At 70.3% G+C, this 14695-nt stretch carries 16 protein-coding genes; 11 read left to right on the forward strand and 5 right to left on the reverse strand.

Going from position 1 to position 14695, the window contains the following annotated elements:
• Positions 1–30: 30 nt before the first annotated feature.
• Together NBT82_RS02245 and NBT82_RS02250 are read right to left on the reverse strand one after the other, a co-directional pair.
• Positions 31–1455 carry a cytochrome P450 gene (locus tag NBT82_RS02245; RefSeq protein WP_251329968.1) on the reverse strand — a complete coding sequence of 475 codons (1425 nt, stop codon included), beginning with the start codon at positions 1453–1455 and terminating at the stop codon, positions 31–33.
• Between the two features lie 162 nt (positions 1456–1617).
• Entirely contained in the window at positions 1618–2625 is a 1008-nt protein-coding gene (locus NBT82_RS02250) for a sodium:calcium antiporter (protein ID WP_345780670.1), read from the reverse strand.
• 118 nt (positions 2626–2743) lie between these two features.
• Between NBT82_RS02250 and NBT82_RS02255 the strand changes: the two genes are divergently transcribed.
• The gene (locus NBT82_RS02255) at positions 2744–4390 is read left to right on the forward strand and encodes a potassium channel family protein (protein ID WP_251329969.1); all 1647 of its coding nucleotides are present in this window, start codon (positions 2744–2746) and stop codon (positions 4388–4390) included.
• A 65-nt stretch (positions 4391–4455) separates the two neighbouring features.
• On the opposite strand, the gene NBT82_RS02260 is transcribed toward NBT82_RS02255, so the two are convergent.
• A complete protein-coding gene (locus tag NBT82_RS02260; protein ID WP_251329970.1) occupies positions 4456–5475 on the reverse strand; it encodes an alcohol dehydrogenase catalytic domain-containing protein in 1020 nt (339 codons plus the stop codon).
• A gap of 117 nt (positions 5476–5592) precedes the next feature.
• Between NBT82_RS02260 and NBT82_RS02265 the strand changes: the two genes are divergently transcribed.
• Positions 5593–5877 (forward strand): translation initiation factor eIF-1A, encoded by a 285-nt coding sequence (locus NBT82_RS02265; RefSeq protein WP_256476668.1) that lies wholly within the window; start codon positions 5593–5595, stop codon positions 5875–5877.
• 213 nt (positions 5878–6090) lie between these two features.
• The gene (gene ggt / locus NBT82_RS02270) at positions 6091–7722 is read left to right on the forward strand and encodes a gamma-glutamyltransferase (RefSeq protein ID WP_251329971.1); all 1632 of its coding nucleotides are present in this window, start codon (positions 6091–6093) and stop codon (positions 7720–7722) included.
• On the opposite strand, the gene NBT82_RS02275 is transcribed toward ggt, so the two are convergent.
• The gene (locus NBT82_RS02275) at positions 7719–8819 is read right to left on the reverse strand and encodes a putative sulfate/molybdate transporter (RefSeq protein WP_251329972.1); all 1101 of its coding nucleotides are present in this window, start codon (positions 8817–8819) and stop codon (positions 7719–7721) included. The genes ggt and NBT82_RS02275 overlap by 4 nt on opposite strands.
• 290 nt (positions 8820–9109) lie before the next feature.
• Between NBT82_RS02275 and NBT82_RS02280 the strand changes: the two genes are divergently transcribed.
• From NBT82_RS02280 to NBT82_RS02315, 8 genes are all read left to right on the forward strand, one after another.
• Positions 9110–9397: a DUF8028 family protein gene (locus tag NBT82_RS02280; RefSeq protein ID WP_251329973.1), complete on the forward strand. Its 288-nt coding sequence runs from the start codon at positions 9110–9112 to the stop codon at positions 9395–9397.
• Between the two features lie 70 nt (positions 9398–9467).
• The gene (hisD, locus tag NBT82_RS02285) at positions 9468–10736 is read left to right on the forward strand and encodes a histidinol dehydrogenase (RefSeq protein WP_251329974.1); all 1269 of its coding nucleotides are present in this window, start codon (positions 9468–9470) and stop codon (positions 10734–10736) included.
• 48 nt (positions 10737–10784) lie between these two features.
• A complete protein-coding gene (locus NBT82_RS02290) occupies positions 10785–11522 on the forward strand; it encodes a DUF8071 domain-containing protein (protein WP_251329975.1) in 738 nt (245 codons plus the stop codon).
• Between the two features lie 48 nt (positions 11523–11570).
• Positions 11571–11936, forward strand: coding sequence for a HesB/IscA family protein (locus tag NBT82_RS02295; protein ID WP_251329976.1), 366 nt, complete (start codon positions 11571–11573; stop codon positions 11934–11936).
• A gap of 1 nt (position 11937) precedes the next feature.
• Positions 11938–12183: a DUF5816 domain-containing protein gene (locus NBT82_RS02300; RefSeq protein ID WP_251329977.1), complete on the forward strand. Its 246-nt coding sequence runs from the start codon at positions 11938–11940 to the stop codon at positions 12181–12183.
• Between the two features lie 126 nt (positions 12184–12309).
• On the forward strand, positions 12310–12654 hold the full coding sequence (locus tag NBT82_RS02305) for a DUF7116 family protein (protein ID WP_251329978.1): 345 nt from the start codon (positions 12310–12312) through the stop codon (positions 12652–12654).
• A gap of 52 nt (positions 12655–12706) precedes the next feature.
• Positions 12707–13258, forward strand: coding sequence for a mechanosensitive ion channel domain-containing protein (locus tag NBT82_RS02310; RefSeq protein WP_251329979.1), 552 nt, complete (start codon positions 12707–12709; stop codon positions 13256–13258).
• A 70-nt stretch (positions 13259–13328) separates the two neighbouring features.
• A complete protein-coding gene (locus tag NBT82_RS02315) occupies positions 13329–14276 on the forward strand; it encodes a metal-dependent hydrolase (protein ID WP_251329980.1) in 948 nt (315 codons plus the stop codon).
• 7 nt (positions 14277–14283) lie between these two features.
• On the opposite strand, the gene NBT82_RS02320 is transcribed toward NBT82_RS02315, so the two are convergent.
• Positions 14284–14667: a hypothetical protein gene (locus NBT82_RS02320; protein WP_251329981.1), complete on the reverse strand. Its 384-nt coding sequence runs from the start codon at positions 14665–14667 to the stop codon at positions 14284–14286.
• Positions 14668–14695: the final 28 nt, after the last annotated feature.

The following is a 14695-nucleotide window of genomic DNA, read 5'->3' on the forward strand; positions in this document are numbered from 1 at the left end:
TCAGGGCCAATTCGGCCGTCCTCCGGAGATTCACCGTCGTTCGACGGCGAATTCGGTGTCCGGCTCCATCCGTGCCGTCATCTCGCCGAGCAGCGGTGGATCGGCGTCCGGGTTGCCGGGCCAGACGAGGTCGTACTCGCGGCCGATCGTCGCGAGCGCCAGTTTCGCCTCGACGAGCGCGAACCGGCGGCCGATACAGCGCCGAGGACCGCCGCCGAAGGGAGCGTAGGCGAAATCGGGGAGGCGTTCGCGGAGGTCGGTCGCCCAGCGGGCCGGCCGGAAGGTCGCGGGGTCGTCGTAGAACCGGGGGTCGTGGTGGACCTGATCGACGGTGAGCCACGTGGCCGCCCCCTCGGGGATGCGGTAGCCGTCGATGGTCACGTCCGTCGCGGCCTCGCGAGGGATGGTGTAGACCGGCGGGTAGCGACGGAGCGTCTCGGTCACGACGCGATCGGTCACGGGCAGGGCGTCGAGGTCGTCGGCCGTCGGCGGGCCGTCGAGCGCGTCGACCTCCGCGTGGAAGCGCTCGCGGACCGCGGGGTTCGTCGCCAGCGCGTAGAACGCGAAGGCGATGGCCGTCGAGGTCGTGTCGTGGCCCGCGAAGATCATCGTCACCACCTGATCGCGGAGTCGGTCGTCGCTCAGCGCCCCGTCGGCTGCGGCGCCCGACTCGCGGAGCGCAACGAGCAGGGTGAGCAGGTCCTCGGCGGCCGACGGGTCGGCCGGTGGATCCTCGGCGGCCGCGTCGAGGAGGTCGTCCGCGACCGAGCGGAGGCGTCGCTTCCCGCGCCGGAACCGCCGGCGCGCCGGCGTCGGGACCCAGTGGGGGAGCGGGTAGGACGTCGGCGCGAACCAGTGTTGCAGGTGGTCGGCAGCCGTCCGGATCTCCCTGTCCCCGTCGAAGGCGAGTTCGCGCCCGAACAGCGTGGCGAAGAGCACGTCGAGGCTCAACTGACTCGTCTCCGCGGCGAGGTCGATCCGGGTGCCAGGCTCCCAGCGCCGGCAGCGGCGGCGGATCTGCTCGACCATCCCGTCGGTGTAGTCGAGGACGCGATCCCGGGCGAACAGCGGCTGGAGAGTCTCGCGCTGTCGCCGCCAGGCCTCCCCCTCGACGGCGACGAGGCCACCCTCGAAGGCGATCCGGAAGTCGTCGGACTTGCGGAACGCGTCGCGGCCGCTCAGGAGGACGCGCTCGAAGTAGTCGGGGTGGCCGAGGTGGTAGACGTCGCCCGGCCCGAGGAGTTTGATCCGGACGAAGTCCCGCTCGGCCATGGCCCGGTTCCGGAACCCGAACACGTCCCGCATCGCGCCGACGGTGTGGGTCAGTGGGTGGCCGAGCGTCGAGGGGTACGGCGCGAGCGGCGCGTCCCCGGTGCCGTCGCCAGTCGGCTGACCCGTCACTCCCCGCTCGCTCGACCCGTCGCCCCTCACGTCGCGGCGGTCGTCACCGGCCATGCCTCCGGCATACGGTCTTGCCCCCATAGCTTTTCGGGGCAACTCCGCCGACATCCCACTCGGGGGGTCGAGACGAGGGTTCGGTCCCGCTCCCGGTCGGGGAGCGTGGCGTCCAGTCTCGGGAACGCACGGGGTCGGCGTCGCGTCAGTCGCCCGGGTGGCTCAGATCCCTCGAACGGTGTCGACGACGCCGATGGTTTCGAGCGTCATCCAGACGAGAAAGAGACCGTACAGGCCCAACAGGACGTACGCCTCGGAGTTCGTGAGTTCGAGGTGGGTGCGGGTGACCACGATGAACACGAGCGTCACGAAGGCGAGAAAGGCCATCATCGGGACGGCGACGAGGAAGTCGATGGTGGCCGTGCCCACCAGTAGGACGCCCACCGGGATGGCGACCAGCAGGTTGAAGATGTTGCTTCCGAGGACGTTCGTGAGGCTGGTCACGTCCTCGTCGTCGCGGGCGGCGCGGACGCTGACGAACGTGTCGGGAAGGCTCGTCGCCGCGGCGATGACGGTCAGCCCCCAGAGGAAAGAGGGGGTGCCGAAGTACGCGCCGAAGGCGAGGGCGGCGCTGACGATACCCTCGACGCCGACGGCGATGAGAGCGAGGGAGACGGCGAGCCGTCCCCACTCCCGGCGGACGGCGACGTCGGGTGCCTGCGCGACGGCGTGCTCCCGGGTGTCCTGATACTGGAGGAAGACGTAGACGGCGTAGGTGGCGAGAGGGAGGATGGCGAGCGGGCGGGTGAGGATTGCCGCCTCGTTCGTCCCGCCGGGGACGTACGTCGCGCCGAGGGCGAACGTGATAAAGAGGACGAGGACGCTGATGATGTAGAACTGGGCGTCCTTGTGGACGATGTCGCGGGTCGCTTCGAGTTCCTCGCTGACCAGCGCCGACGCCGCGGGGATCACGAGCAGATTGAAGATTGCGCTCCCGACGATGGCGCCGACGCCCAGCGAAAACTCGCCGTGGACGAGCGTGCTGATGACGACGGAGCTGAGTTCCGGAAAGCTCGACCCGATGGCGACGACGACGGCGCCGTGGACGGCGACCGGCAACCCGTAGTGTCTGCTGAGACGACTGGCCGCCGATTCGAGGCGTTCGCTGCCCGTCCAGATGACGGCCGTCGCGACGAGTGCCAGACCGACCGCGAGGAGCGGACCGATCACTGCTCGCCGCATCATCCGGGAGGAACATAGGGTTGTCCCCGTCGCCAGCCCGGACGGATAAGTGCCGGCCGCGGGTACGGAGCGGACGGTTTATTCGACGGACGGCACTGAATGGGGTATGGACACCTGGCAGCGTCGGACGCTGTACTACGTCGTCGGCCTCGCGGCGGTGATGTTCGGTTACGCGGCGGCGTACGACGCCGGGATGAGCGCCTTCGAGGGGTCGCCGATCAGCTACCTCCACGCGCTCCAGGTCGTCGTCGAGACGTTCACGACCACCGGCTTCGGCTCCGACGCGCCGTGGTCGAGCGCCGAGATGAACGTACTCGTCATCGTCATGGATCTGACGGGCGTGGTGCTCATCTTCCTCGCGCTCCCGGTGCTCGTCTTCCCGCTGTTCGAGGAGGCCATCTCGACCACGGTGCCGACGACCGCCGACGAGGAACTCGTCGACCACGTCGTCATCTGTACGCTCACACCGCGGGGGGAGACGCTGGTGGACGAACTCGACTCCTGGGAGGTCGACCACCTGATCCTCGAACCCGACCGCGACCGGGCGAAGGACCTCTACGAGGAGGGATTCGACGTGATCCACGCCGACCCCCAGTCGGTCGACGGACTGGAGGCAGCCCGCCTCGGACACGCGCGGAGCATCGTCGCCGACGACTCGGACCCGGTGAACACGAGCATCGTCCTGACGGCGAAGGAGGTCGCCGAGGACGTCCGGGCGGTGAGCGTCGTCGACGACCCCGACCGGGAGCGGTACCACCACCTCTCCGGGGCCGACGACGTGCTCTCGCCCCGGGCGCTCCTCGGCCAGGGACTCGCCTCGAAGGTGACCACGGGCATCTCGACGGAGTTGGGCGAGGCCATCGAGGTCGGCGAGGACTTCGACGTGGCGGAACTCCCGATACAGCGAGGGAGCGACCTCGTGGGCAGCACCATCGCCGAGAGCGGCATCCGCGAGCGGGCCGGCGCGAACGTCATCGGAGCGTGGTTTCGCGGCGAGTTCGAGAGCCCGCCCGATCCCGACGCCACGCTCGACAACGGCACCGTGTTGCTGGTCAGCGGTCACGAGGCGCAGCTCGAACGCCTGAAGGACCTGACGATGTCGGACGTGCGCCGGTTCGGCCGGGGGCGGACGGTCGTCGTCGGTCACGGCGAGGTCGGTACAACCATCTCGGCGGCGCTCGCGACGGCGGGCATCCCGAGCGAGATCATGGACCGCCGGGACGGTCCCGAAGTCGACGTGGTAGGCGACGCGACCGACCCCGAGGCGCTCTCGCGTGCCGGCGTCGAAGACGCGCGCACCGTCATCCTCGCGCTCCCCGACGACACCCTCACGGAGTTCGCCATCCTCGTCGTCCGCGATCTGAACCCGTCGGTCGAGCTGATCGCCCGGGCGGAAGAGACCGAGAACGTCCAGAAGATGTACCGCGCCGGCGCCGATTACGTGCTGTCGCTCGCGACGGTCAGCGGCCGGATGCTCGCCTCCACCATTCTGGACGACGAGGAGGTGATCTCGCTCGACAAGCAAGTCGAGGTGGTGAGGACTCACGCACCCGGGCTCGTCGGTCGGACGCTCGGCGAGGCGGACGTCCGGGCCCGAACCGGCTGTACGGTCGTCGGCGTGGAGCGCGACGGCGAGGTGGTGACCGATCTCGGCCCAGAGTTCCGGATCCGGGACGGCGACGAACTCGTCATCGCCGGCACCGACGAGGGGACAAACCGGTTCACCGAGACGATGAGCTACGGCGGCGACTGAGGCGGGTGGTCGTCCCCGTTCACCGGCGAATCTCCGACGCGAGGTACGCCGAGCCGTCCGGGCGATCACCCGTCCATCGTCACGACGAGTTTGCCGAGCGTGTCGCGGTCCTGCATCCTCGCGAAGGCGTCGCCCGTCCGATCCAGGGGGTACGTGCGATCGATCCGGGGGGTCAGTTCGCCGGCGGCGACGAGGTCGACCAGGCGCGTTAGGTCCGCCTGCGTGCCCATGGTGCTCCCGATGACGCGCTTGTGACCGAGGAACAGATCCGGCACGTCGATCTCAGAGGTCGGGCCGGCGGTTCGCCCGCAGACGACCATCCGGCCGCCGCGGCGCATGACGTCGAGGCCGAGGCCGGTGTAGGGGCCACCGAGGTGGTTGATGACCGCGTCGGGTGCGCCGACGTCCGCGACCGCTGCCCGGAGGTCGTCGGGGTCCGTTCCCTGGACGGTGTGGTCGACGCCGAGGTCGGCCAGCCGGTCGAGTTTCGACGCCGAGGAGGACGTCCCGATGGTGCGGAGACCGAGGAGGTCCGCGAGCTGGATCGTGGCGACGCCGACGCCGCCGGTGGCACCGGGGACGAACACGAGGTCTCCGGGTTCGGTCTCGGCCCGGCGGAGCATGTGGTAGGCGGTCAGGTAGGCGGTCGGGAGCGCCGCCGCAGTCGTCGCGTCGACGCCGTCGGGCAAGGCCACGAGTCGGTCGGCGTCCACGCGGGCCGACTCCGCGAGGCCGCCGTGATACAGCGAGAAGGACTCACAGAGGTTCTCCGGGCCCTCGCGACAGAACCGGCAGGTTCCACACGTCTCGTTCGGACAGAGGAGTACGCGGTCGCCGGGTGCGACGTCCGTGACCCCCGCGCCGACGGCGTCGACGACGCCGGCGACGTCGAGGCCAGTGACAAAGGGGAGGTCGGTCGGGTCGACCATCGCCGAGTCCCCCTCCAGGATCCAGAGGTCGTGGCGGTTGATCGAGCAGGCTCCGACGTCGACGATGGCCTCGCCCCGCCCGGGCTCGGGCGTCGGTCGTTCGACGATGCTCACGCCGTCCGGTCCGGTCAGGTCGGTGAAGGCAGCGGAACGCATAGACGGCACGTTCGGTGTCGGGGACCTAAGCGTACGGGGTCGGGCGCGACCGCCTCGCGTGGGATACGTTAGCGGGCATCGCCGATGACTTAACCGTGCGCGCCGCGAAGGAAGTGTATGAGCGAAGAGACAGGCCGTCGGGACCTCCGAATGCCCGACGACGACGAGCTGTTCGCGGTCGTAACGGAACACAACGGTGGCAACCACGTCCGCGTCCGCTGTGAGGACGGCGAGAACCGCATGGGCCGCATCCCCGGCCGCATGAAATACCGCACCTGGATCAACGAGGGCGACGTGGTCCTCGTGGAACCGTGGTCCTGGCAGGACGAGAAGGCGAACATCGAGTGGCGGTACTCCGGGCAGGACGCCGACCAGCTACGCCGCGAAGGCCACATCGACTGATTCTCCCCGTCTTTCGCGTATCGCCCCCCGTCGAGTCACGACGCCGGATGCCCGACCCTCGCGGCCGGACACCGATCGGGCGACGAACTCCGTCGTCGATAGCGACACGGCGGCCCCCGTCCGGCATCGACTGTACGGTGTGATCGCACCCGAGCGTCGAGGGACACCGACGCCGTACCCAACGGTTTTGTGCCGTCCTTCGGTTCATCCGGCATGGAGCCGAATCCGAATCCGAATCCGGATCTCGACCGGTTCGATTCGCGACGGTCGACGGTGTACGCACGGGGTGGGATGGTGGCGACGAGCCAGCCACTCGCCGCACAGGCGGGCGTGGCGGCCCTCCGTGAGGGCGGGAACGCCTTCGACGCCGCGGTGACGACGGCGGCGGCGCTGAACGTGGTCGAGCCGATGAGCACGGGGATCGGCGGCGACGCGTTCGCACTCTACCGCACCGCCGACGGCGACGTGGGAGCGTTCCGGTCCTGTGGCGGTGCGCCCGCCGCCGCGACCGTCGATGCCGTCCGCGAGCGCGTGGCCGATCGATCGGGCGTCGATCCCGCCGAGGCGGCGATGCCCGACGACGGTCCGCTGGCGGTGACCGTGCCGGGAACCGCTCGCGGGTGGGAGACCTTACTCGCCGACCACGGGAACCGCTCACTGTCGGCCGCCCTCCAGCCGGCCATCGACTACGCGACCGAGGGCTTCCCTGTCAGCGAGGTCATCGCCGACATGTGGACGGCCGCCGAGACGTTGTTCACCGGGACGGACGCCCGCGATGAGTACCTGTGCGACGGTCGCGCGCCCGACCCCGGGGACGTGATGACGCTCCCGGACCTCGGATCGACGCTCTCGACGCTCGCGACGGATGGCGCCGACGCCTTCTACGAGGGAGCCCTCGCCGACCGTATCGGCGAGGCGGTACAGGAGCGGGGGGGTCTGCTCGCAGCCGCCGACTTGGCCGACTTCGAACCCGAGTACGTCGACCCCGTGTCGACGACGTACCGCGGCGCCGAGGTGTACGAACTCCCGCCGAACAACCAAGGCCTGATCGCGCTGGAGGCGCTCAATATCGCCGAGGAACTCGACGCCGGCACCCACGACTACGACTCCGCCGACCGCGTCCACTACTTCGTCGAGGCGCTCAAGCGGGCCTTTCACGACGGCCACCACTACATCACCGACCCCGAGTTCGAGGACGTACCGGCCCTCGGCTCGACGGCCTACGCCGCCGAGCGGGCGGCCACGGTCGGCGAACGGGCTGGGGACGTCTCGGTCGGCGGGCCGGCCGCGCCGGGCGACGGCGACACCGTCCTCCTGACCGTCGCCGACGAGGCGGGCAACGTCGTCTCCTTCATCAACTCCATTTTCGGCCACTTCGGAAGCGGCGTGGTGGTGCCGGGGACGGGCATCACGCTCCAGAACCGGGGAAGTTCGTTCTCGCTCGATCCGGACCACCCCAACCGGATCGAACCGGGCAAGCGGCCGTTCCACACGCTCATCCCCGGACTCGTCCGGTTCGACCGCGACGACTGGGCGGCCTTCGGCGTCATGGGCGGGTACATGCAGCCACAGGGCCACCTCCAGGTGCTCGCCAACGTGCTGGATTACGGCATGCCGCTCCAGTCGGCGATGGACGCCCCACGCTGGCGCTATCTGGCGGACGGTTCGCTCGCCGTCGAGGATCGGTTCCCGGAGGGGCTGCTCCCGAAACTCGTCCGCCGGGGCCACGACGTGGTAGTGAAGCCGGCCTCGGAGTTCGGCGGCGGCCAGATCACCCGACTCGCGGACGGCGTCATCGCCGGCGCGACCGAACCGCGGAAGGACGGCACCGCGGCGGGCTTCTAAGTGTCCGCGTCGTTGTCCCGCCAGCGGGCGAGCGCGTGGTAGCCGACCAGCCCGACGAGGAAGGCGACGCCGACGTTCGCGAGGAGGGCGACGACGCCGACGGCGCCGGCCAGCAGGGGGTCCTCGGTGTCGACGCCGGCGCGGCCGAGTTCCAGAGCGACGAGGACGAGGACGACGCCGAGGACGGCCATCGGGAACGACGCCACGACGTCGACGGCGACGACGGCGAGCAGCAGGTAGACCCCGCCGAGCACGAGGTTCGAGGTGGCGGTACGGGCGCCAAAGGCGTACTTGCCGGCGACGCCGCCGCTCCCGTGACACATCGGCATCGCGCCGAGGGGGACGGCCAGTAGGTTCATCACGCCCATGCTCGTCGAGAGGTCGTCGGGCGAGGCGTCGGCGTCGAAGTATTCTCCCACGAGCAGCGAGGTGGCGACGGCCGCGTTGCCGACGGTCATCGCCAACTGGCCGAGGGTGGCGCCGACGGCGTTCCGGGAGAGGGTGAGCGCCACCGGATCGAGCAGGGTGGGCGACGGGGGGTGAGGGGTGATCGTCCCCGCGTTCCCGACGGCGAGGGCGCCCCCGACGCCGAGGACGGCGAGGGCGGCGGCGTTCCGGTAGCCGAGCGCCACGGCACCGAGCGCGACCACCACGGAGAGCGCGGCGAGACCCGGGTCGCCGAGCCCCGTCGTCACGCCCGTCCGGAGGAGGATCAACGCGACGCCGATCTGGATGCCGCGGACGACCGGTTCGCCCACGTAGGGCGCCAACCGACCGAGCGTCCCCGTCCGGCCGACGACCAGCAGTGTCCCACCCGCCAGAAGGCCGGCCGCGACGTACTCGCCGGTGGTGAGGCCGCCGGCGATGACCAGCGCCGCGAGCGCCTTCATCGGCTCGACGGACATGGGGTGGCCGTAGTAGAGTCCCCAGACGACCTGAAAGAGGCCGAATCCGGCGAGGAGTCGGCCGAGGCCGAGATCCGTGAGGGCCGCGACGGCGACGACGATGGGCAGGACGGTGACGGTGTCGCCGACGGCCCCGGTTACCTCCCCCCAGGCCACGTCGAACCGCGACTCCCGCCAGTCGGCCAACGACATCTCTCACCCCGGCCTACCCGCTCGACCCCTAAACAGTTATCGAGAAACTGATATAACGAACCATCGTCGGGGAACGTAACCGGATCGAGTTACGTGCGTGCCCGACGGCGCGGTCGGTGGGGCGCCGTACCGTTCGAACCGGAGTAAGGGACTCCATCGGCTCGATAAAATCTCTCGAACCGCCTCGACCCGTCGTAAAACGACCCGAATCGGAGCGACCGACGCGTTAATCGAGCGAAACGGGGCGAAGACACCGCAACGATTTGCCCCTTATATTGGGGTGGCAGTGTATGGATGGAGTGGAGCCAGTCACCATGTCCCTGCCCGAATCCACCCCGCTCGACCCTACCCCCACCGAATCGCTGCCGGCCCTCCAGAACGCCCTCCGTGCCGCCGTCGCGTACGTGGCCCTCCCCGTCCGCTTCGTCGCCTTCTGGGTGGCGGCGTTGCTCCCGCTGACGTATCTCCCGATGCTGGCGACGGGGATGGTGACCGGTCACCGCGTCGCTTTCGCCGGGGTGCTCGCCCTGAACGCCGTCGCGTTCGTCGTCGGTCACTCCTACAACCGGCCGGAGTGAGTTCCCCGGACTGGTTGCTCCCCCCCATCGAATCGGAACCCCTTTTCGCTCGCCCGCGCAACGCGTCGCCATGGAGGTACGCGACATCGAAGGGCTGGGACCCGCCGAGCGGACGGCGCTGTTCGAGCGTGACGCGGGGGTCGAGGGCATCCGCGAGGACGTCCGCGAGATCGTCGACCGCGTCCGCGACGAGGGCGACGTGGCGGTCCGGGAGTTCTCTCGCGAATTCGACGACGTCGAGGTGGGCAATCTCGACGTGACCGACGCGGCCGAACGCGCCCACGAGGCCGTCGACGACGACCTGCTGGCGGCGATCAGGGACGCCGCCGCCAACGTCCGTGAGTTCCACGAGCGACAGGTGCCCGAGGACTGGCGGGACGACTTCGACGGGCGCGAACTCGGCCGTCGGTTCCGCCCGCTCAACCGGGTCGGCGTCTACGTCCCCGGCGGCGCGGCCGCCTACCCGTCCAGCGCGCTGATGGGCGTCGTCCCCGCGACGGTGGCGGGCGTCGAACACGTCGTCGTGACGACGCCGCCCGCCGAGGAACTGAACACCGCGACGCTCGCGGCGATCCACGAGGCGGGCGCGGACGCCGTCTACAGTGTCGGCGGCGCACAGGCCGTCGCGGCGATGGCCTACGGCACGGAGACGGTGACGCCGGTCCAGAAGGTGGTCGGCCCCGGCAACCGCTGGGTGACCGCCGCCAAGGCCGCGGTGCGGGGCGACGTCGACATCGACTTCCTCGCCGGCCCCTCCGAAATCCTGATCCTCGCCGACGGGACGGCCGACCCGTCGTTCGTCGCCGCCGATCTGCTCGCACAGGCCGAACACGACGCCCACGCTTCGGTCGTCGCGGTGACGGCCGACCCCGACCTCGCCGCGGCGGTGGTCGACGAACTCGACGACCGCGTTCCGGCCGTCGAACGGCGCGAGACGGTCGAGACGGCGCTGGGAAGCGACGCCAGTGGCGTCTTCCTCGCACGCTCCATGTCCGAAGCCGTCCTCTTCGCCGAGGAGTACGCCGCCGAACACCTCTCGATCCAGGCCGACGACGACGAGGCGTTGTTGGACCGTATCGACAGCGCCGGGAGCGTCTTCCTCGGGCCGTACACCCCGGTCGCGGCCGGCGACTACGCCTCCGGGACCAACCACGTCCTGCCGACGGGCGGTGGCGCGAAACGCTTCGGCGGCCTCGCGGTCGAGACGTTTCTGCGTTCGACGACGGTCCAGCGTCTCGACAGGGAGGCCCTGGACGACCTCGCGGGAACGATCACCACCCTCGCGGAGGCCGAGGGCCTGGAAAACCACGCCGAGAGCGTCCGCCGGCGCTTCGAGTAGTCCGCAAAGCTAACAACCCACCCGGTCGAACCGCGCGTTCGACCCGCGATGCGTCCCTCCACCCCCTTTCCGACTGCCCTGAATCGCACGAAATCGACGATCACGACGCTCGTCGCCGCCCTCGGGTGGCTCCTGTCCCGCCTCGTCGCCGCCGCCGGCCTCCTCGCGGCCGCGATCCGGCGCCTGCTGGGTACCGCCCGCGGCGTCGCTGCGTGGACCGAAATCACCGTCCGGCGCCTCGTCACGCGAGTCGACGCCGTCCTCCGGGGGCCGGTGGCCCGCCTCGCTCGCGGACCGCTGTGGACGCTAGTGATCGGCCGCCGCCCCGCCGTCTCCGTCGTACTGGTCTGTCTCGCACCCGTTCTGGCCGCCGTGGCCGCCTGGGTCGCGAGCGCGACGGTCGGTTACCCGCCGCTCCAGCGCTGGCTGGTCGGGACCTGGACCGGGAGCGACCCCCGCGCCGTCGTCTTCCTCGGCGTCGCCCTCCTCGTCGGCCTCGCGGCAGCGAGCGCGGCGACGAACGCCGGCCTGCTCCCGACGACCCTCCTCGCCGCGGCGCCGCTGTTCGGCATGGCCATGACCCGGTACGGCGCCGTCGTCACGACCGGCTACGGCCAGTACACCGTCTCGCTGCCCGACGCCGTCGCGTTCGCCCTCGCCGTCGCCGTCGTCGGCGGCATCTCGACGGCCCTCGTCGGCTACGGTCTCGGGGCGGGACTCCGGCGCGCCGCGGGCGTCGTCCGGGCCGATCCGGCGGCGCCGTTCGGCGCGCGTAACGACGAGTGATTACGTTCCCCCGTCAGGGTTAACAGGCTTCGCGATGTACGAATGACTATGAGTACCGAGACCGTCGACGGGGCGAGCGACGGCGTGGTGAAGATCACCCAGGAAGCCGCCTCGGAAGCCCTCGACTTGATGGACCGCGAGGGGATGGACTGCGACATCGGTGGCCTGCGACTGTTCGTCCAGCAGGGGGGGTGTGCGGGCCTCTCCTACGGAATGCGGTTCGACGACGAACCCGAAGACGACGACATGATCGTCGAGGACCACGACTTGCGGGTGTTCGTCGACCCCGCGAGCGCCGACTACATCGGGGGATCCGTCCTCGACTACGAGTCGGGGCTCCAGGCCGAGGGGTTCCATGTCGAGAACCCGAACGTCGTCTCGGAGTGTGGCTGTGGCGAGTCGTTCCGGACCTGACGTGTCGCTCACGACCCACACCGCTCCCGGCGACGTGACCGTCTACGTCGACCGCGAGGCCGCCGAACGCGGCGCCGACGGCCCCTTCTTCGTCGCCTATCGCTCACCCGACCGCGACCGCCGGTGGGGCTACCTCTGTGGCAACTGCGACAGTTTCGACAACGCCATGGACGCGATGGGCCGAATCGAGTGCAACGCCTGTGGCAACTACCGGAAACCGGACCGCTGGGACGCCGCCCACGAGTGATACGGCTTCTGTTCACCGGTGATTCGCCCGGACGATCCGGCGAATCACCGGTACTGACTTACAATAAACCGTACGAGTCCTCACCGTGGTAACACTTATCACTCGACCGGTCGTAGTGGAGCGCACATGGCCCCTGTTACCATGCCACCCGTCGAAGAGGCACGGACGATCTTCCGTCGCCTCGGGTACTCCGTCGACGGCGACGGGGTCGAACTCCGGGCTGAACGGAAGTGGCGTACCGTCCACGTAACCGCGCTCGACGCCGACGAGGCGTCTTCACCGCGACAGTTGCGCGCGGACGGGGGACGGACGGAGTATCGTCTCCGCTGTTTCGTCACGTGGATGGCAGCCGCAGGGGACCTCCGCGATCGGCTCTCGACGCTCGATCCGAACTACGAATGGGCGGTCATCGGCGTCGACGACGAAGGCGGAGACTACGAGGTCGTCGACCGCGCCGTGACGGCCGGATAGGGCGTCTCCCCTCCCGCCGCAGTTTTACGTCTCCGGGGATCGGTGGTAGCGTATGGACGGCGCAGCACTCCAGACCGGCCTCCTCCGCCAGGCGCTCGCCGAGTTCGTCGACCGCCTCGTCGGCACGTTGCCGACGGTCATCACCGGCGTGGTCTTCCTGGTGCTGGCCGCGATCCTCGTCACCGTCGTCCTCTTCCTCCTGAAGGCCGTCCTCGCGCGGACGATGCGCAGCCAGTCGCCCGTCTACCGTCAGTTTCTGACGACGATCGTCGCGGTCTTCCTCTGGTTCGGGGTCGGCCTCTCGGCACTCTCGGTCGTCGGCCTGGACGACATCGCGGCATCGCTCGGCACGGCCGCCGGCTTCCTCGCGCTCGGCGTCTCGTATGCCACCTCCGATATGATCGCCGACGCCGTCGCCGGGGTGTATCTTCTCCGCGATCCGGACTTCGAGACCGGCGACACCATCCGCGTCGGCGACATGGAGGGGGTCGTCCAGTCCATCGAACTCCGGAAGACGCGGTTCACCGTCGACGGGGACACCGTCGTCCGTGGAAACGCCGACATCGAGGCACGGTGGACGAAGGTCGGCGACGGGGCGACCTGACGACCGGAACCGTGTCACGCGCCCACACGGCTCCCGCGTACTTTATGCTCGTTCCCCGAGAACTTCGCCCATGTTCGTGGGACACGCCGCCGTCGCGTTCGCCATCGTTGCGGGCGTCGCGGTCGGCCGCGGCTGGACCGCCGAGCGAGCCCTCACCGTCGGGCTGCTGGCGGGAGCCTTCGCCGCGCTCCCCGACGTCGACATCGCGTACGCCCTCGTCGGCGTCGCGGCCGCCGCCGGCGGCGACGCTCTGAGCCTCGCGACCGCGTTCTGGTCGACGGGCAACCTCGTCCACCGGGCGGTGACTCACTCGCTGGTCCTATCCCCGGCGGTCGCCCTGCTCGCGGCGTTCGCGGGGATGGAGCGCCGTACACACCTCGTCGCGGTCGGTCTGGGGGGGGTCGTCGTCGCCGTCGCCTGGGTCGCGAGCGGTCCGCTCGGCGTCGTCGTCACGATTCCCTTCGTCGCCGGGGCGGCCCTGCTCGGCGTCGTCGCCGACCGCTACGCCGACTGCTCGCCGGTCCACGTGGTCGCCGCTGGCTTGGTCGGGCTCGCCTCCCATCCCTTCGGCGACCTGTTTACGGGTGAGCCGCCGGCGATGCTCTACCCCCTCGACGCGACGCTCGTGGGCGAGCGGGTCGTCCTCGCGGCCGATCCGACGCTCCACCTGCTCGCGGCCTTCGGGATCGAACTCGCGACGGTCTGGGCGGCCGTCGCCGTCGCCGGCGTCGCGACGGGACTCCGCCCGCGAACCGCCGTGGGCCGGCGGGCGAGCCTCGGTGCCGGCTACGCGGCGAGCGTCCTCCTCATTCCGGCGCCGACGCTCGATCTCTCCTACCCGTTCGTGTTCTCGGTCCTCGGGGTCGGCCTCGTGGGCGTCCTGCCGCGGGTGCGGCTGGTTCGTCCCGGCGGACCGTCCGTCGAACTCCCGGACTGGCTCGCCGCCTGCCTGACCGGCCTGTCGGCGATCACGGTCGCGTGGCTGGCCTACGCTGCCGCCTACCTGGTCGTCGGGTAGGACCGGGTCACGTGGATTCTACGGCCCGTTTCGCCCGGGCCCACAGCATCCGGAGTCCGTACGCCGGCCGGCGGCCGCCGTCCCGACGAGTCCGTAGTTGGAATCGGTACGCGTGCCGGAGCGTCGCGGCCGAGAGCGTGACGCCGCCGCTCAGCCCGCGGGCCAGCGGGTCGACGACGACCGGCCCCGCGAGCGTCGCGAGGACGGGCAGCGGTCCCCGGCGGACGCCGACGGCGACGCCCAGCGGGAGGACGAGGAGGGTCGCCGCGGCGAGACCGACTCTGACGGGAACCGACGCCGCCGCGGGCGCGACGAGACGGACGAGTCCGACGCCGGTTACCGCCCCGACTCGGAGTCGATCGAGCCACCGCTGGTGACGAGTGGAGGGCACGCGAGGCGATTTCCGGGGCGACGACAAG

The organism is Haloplanus sp. HW8-1 (assembly GCF_023703795.1).
GTDB classification, from domain to species: domain Archaea; phylum Halobacteriota; class Halobacteria; order Halobacteriales; family Haloferacaceae; genus Haloplanus; species Haloplanus pelagicus.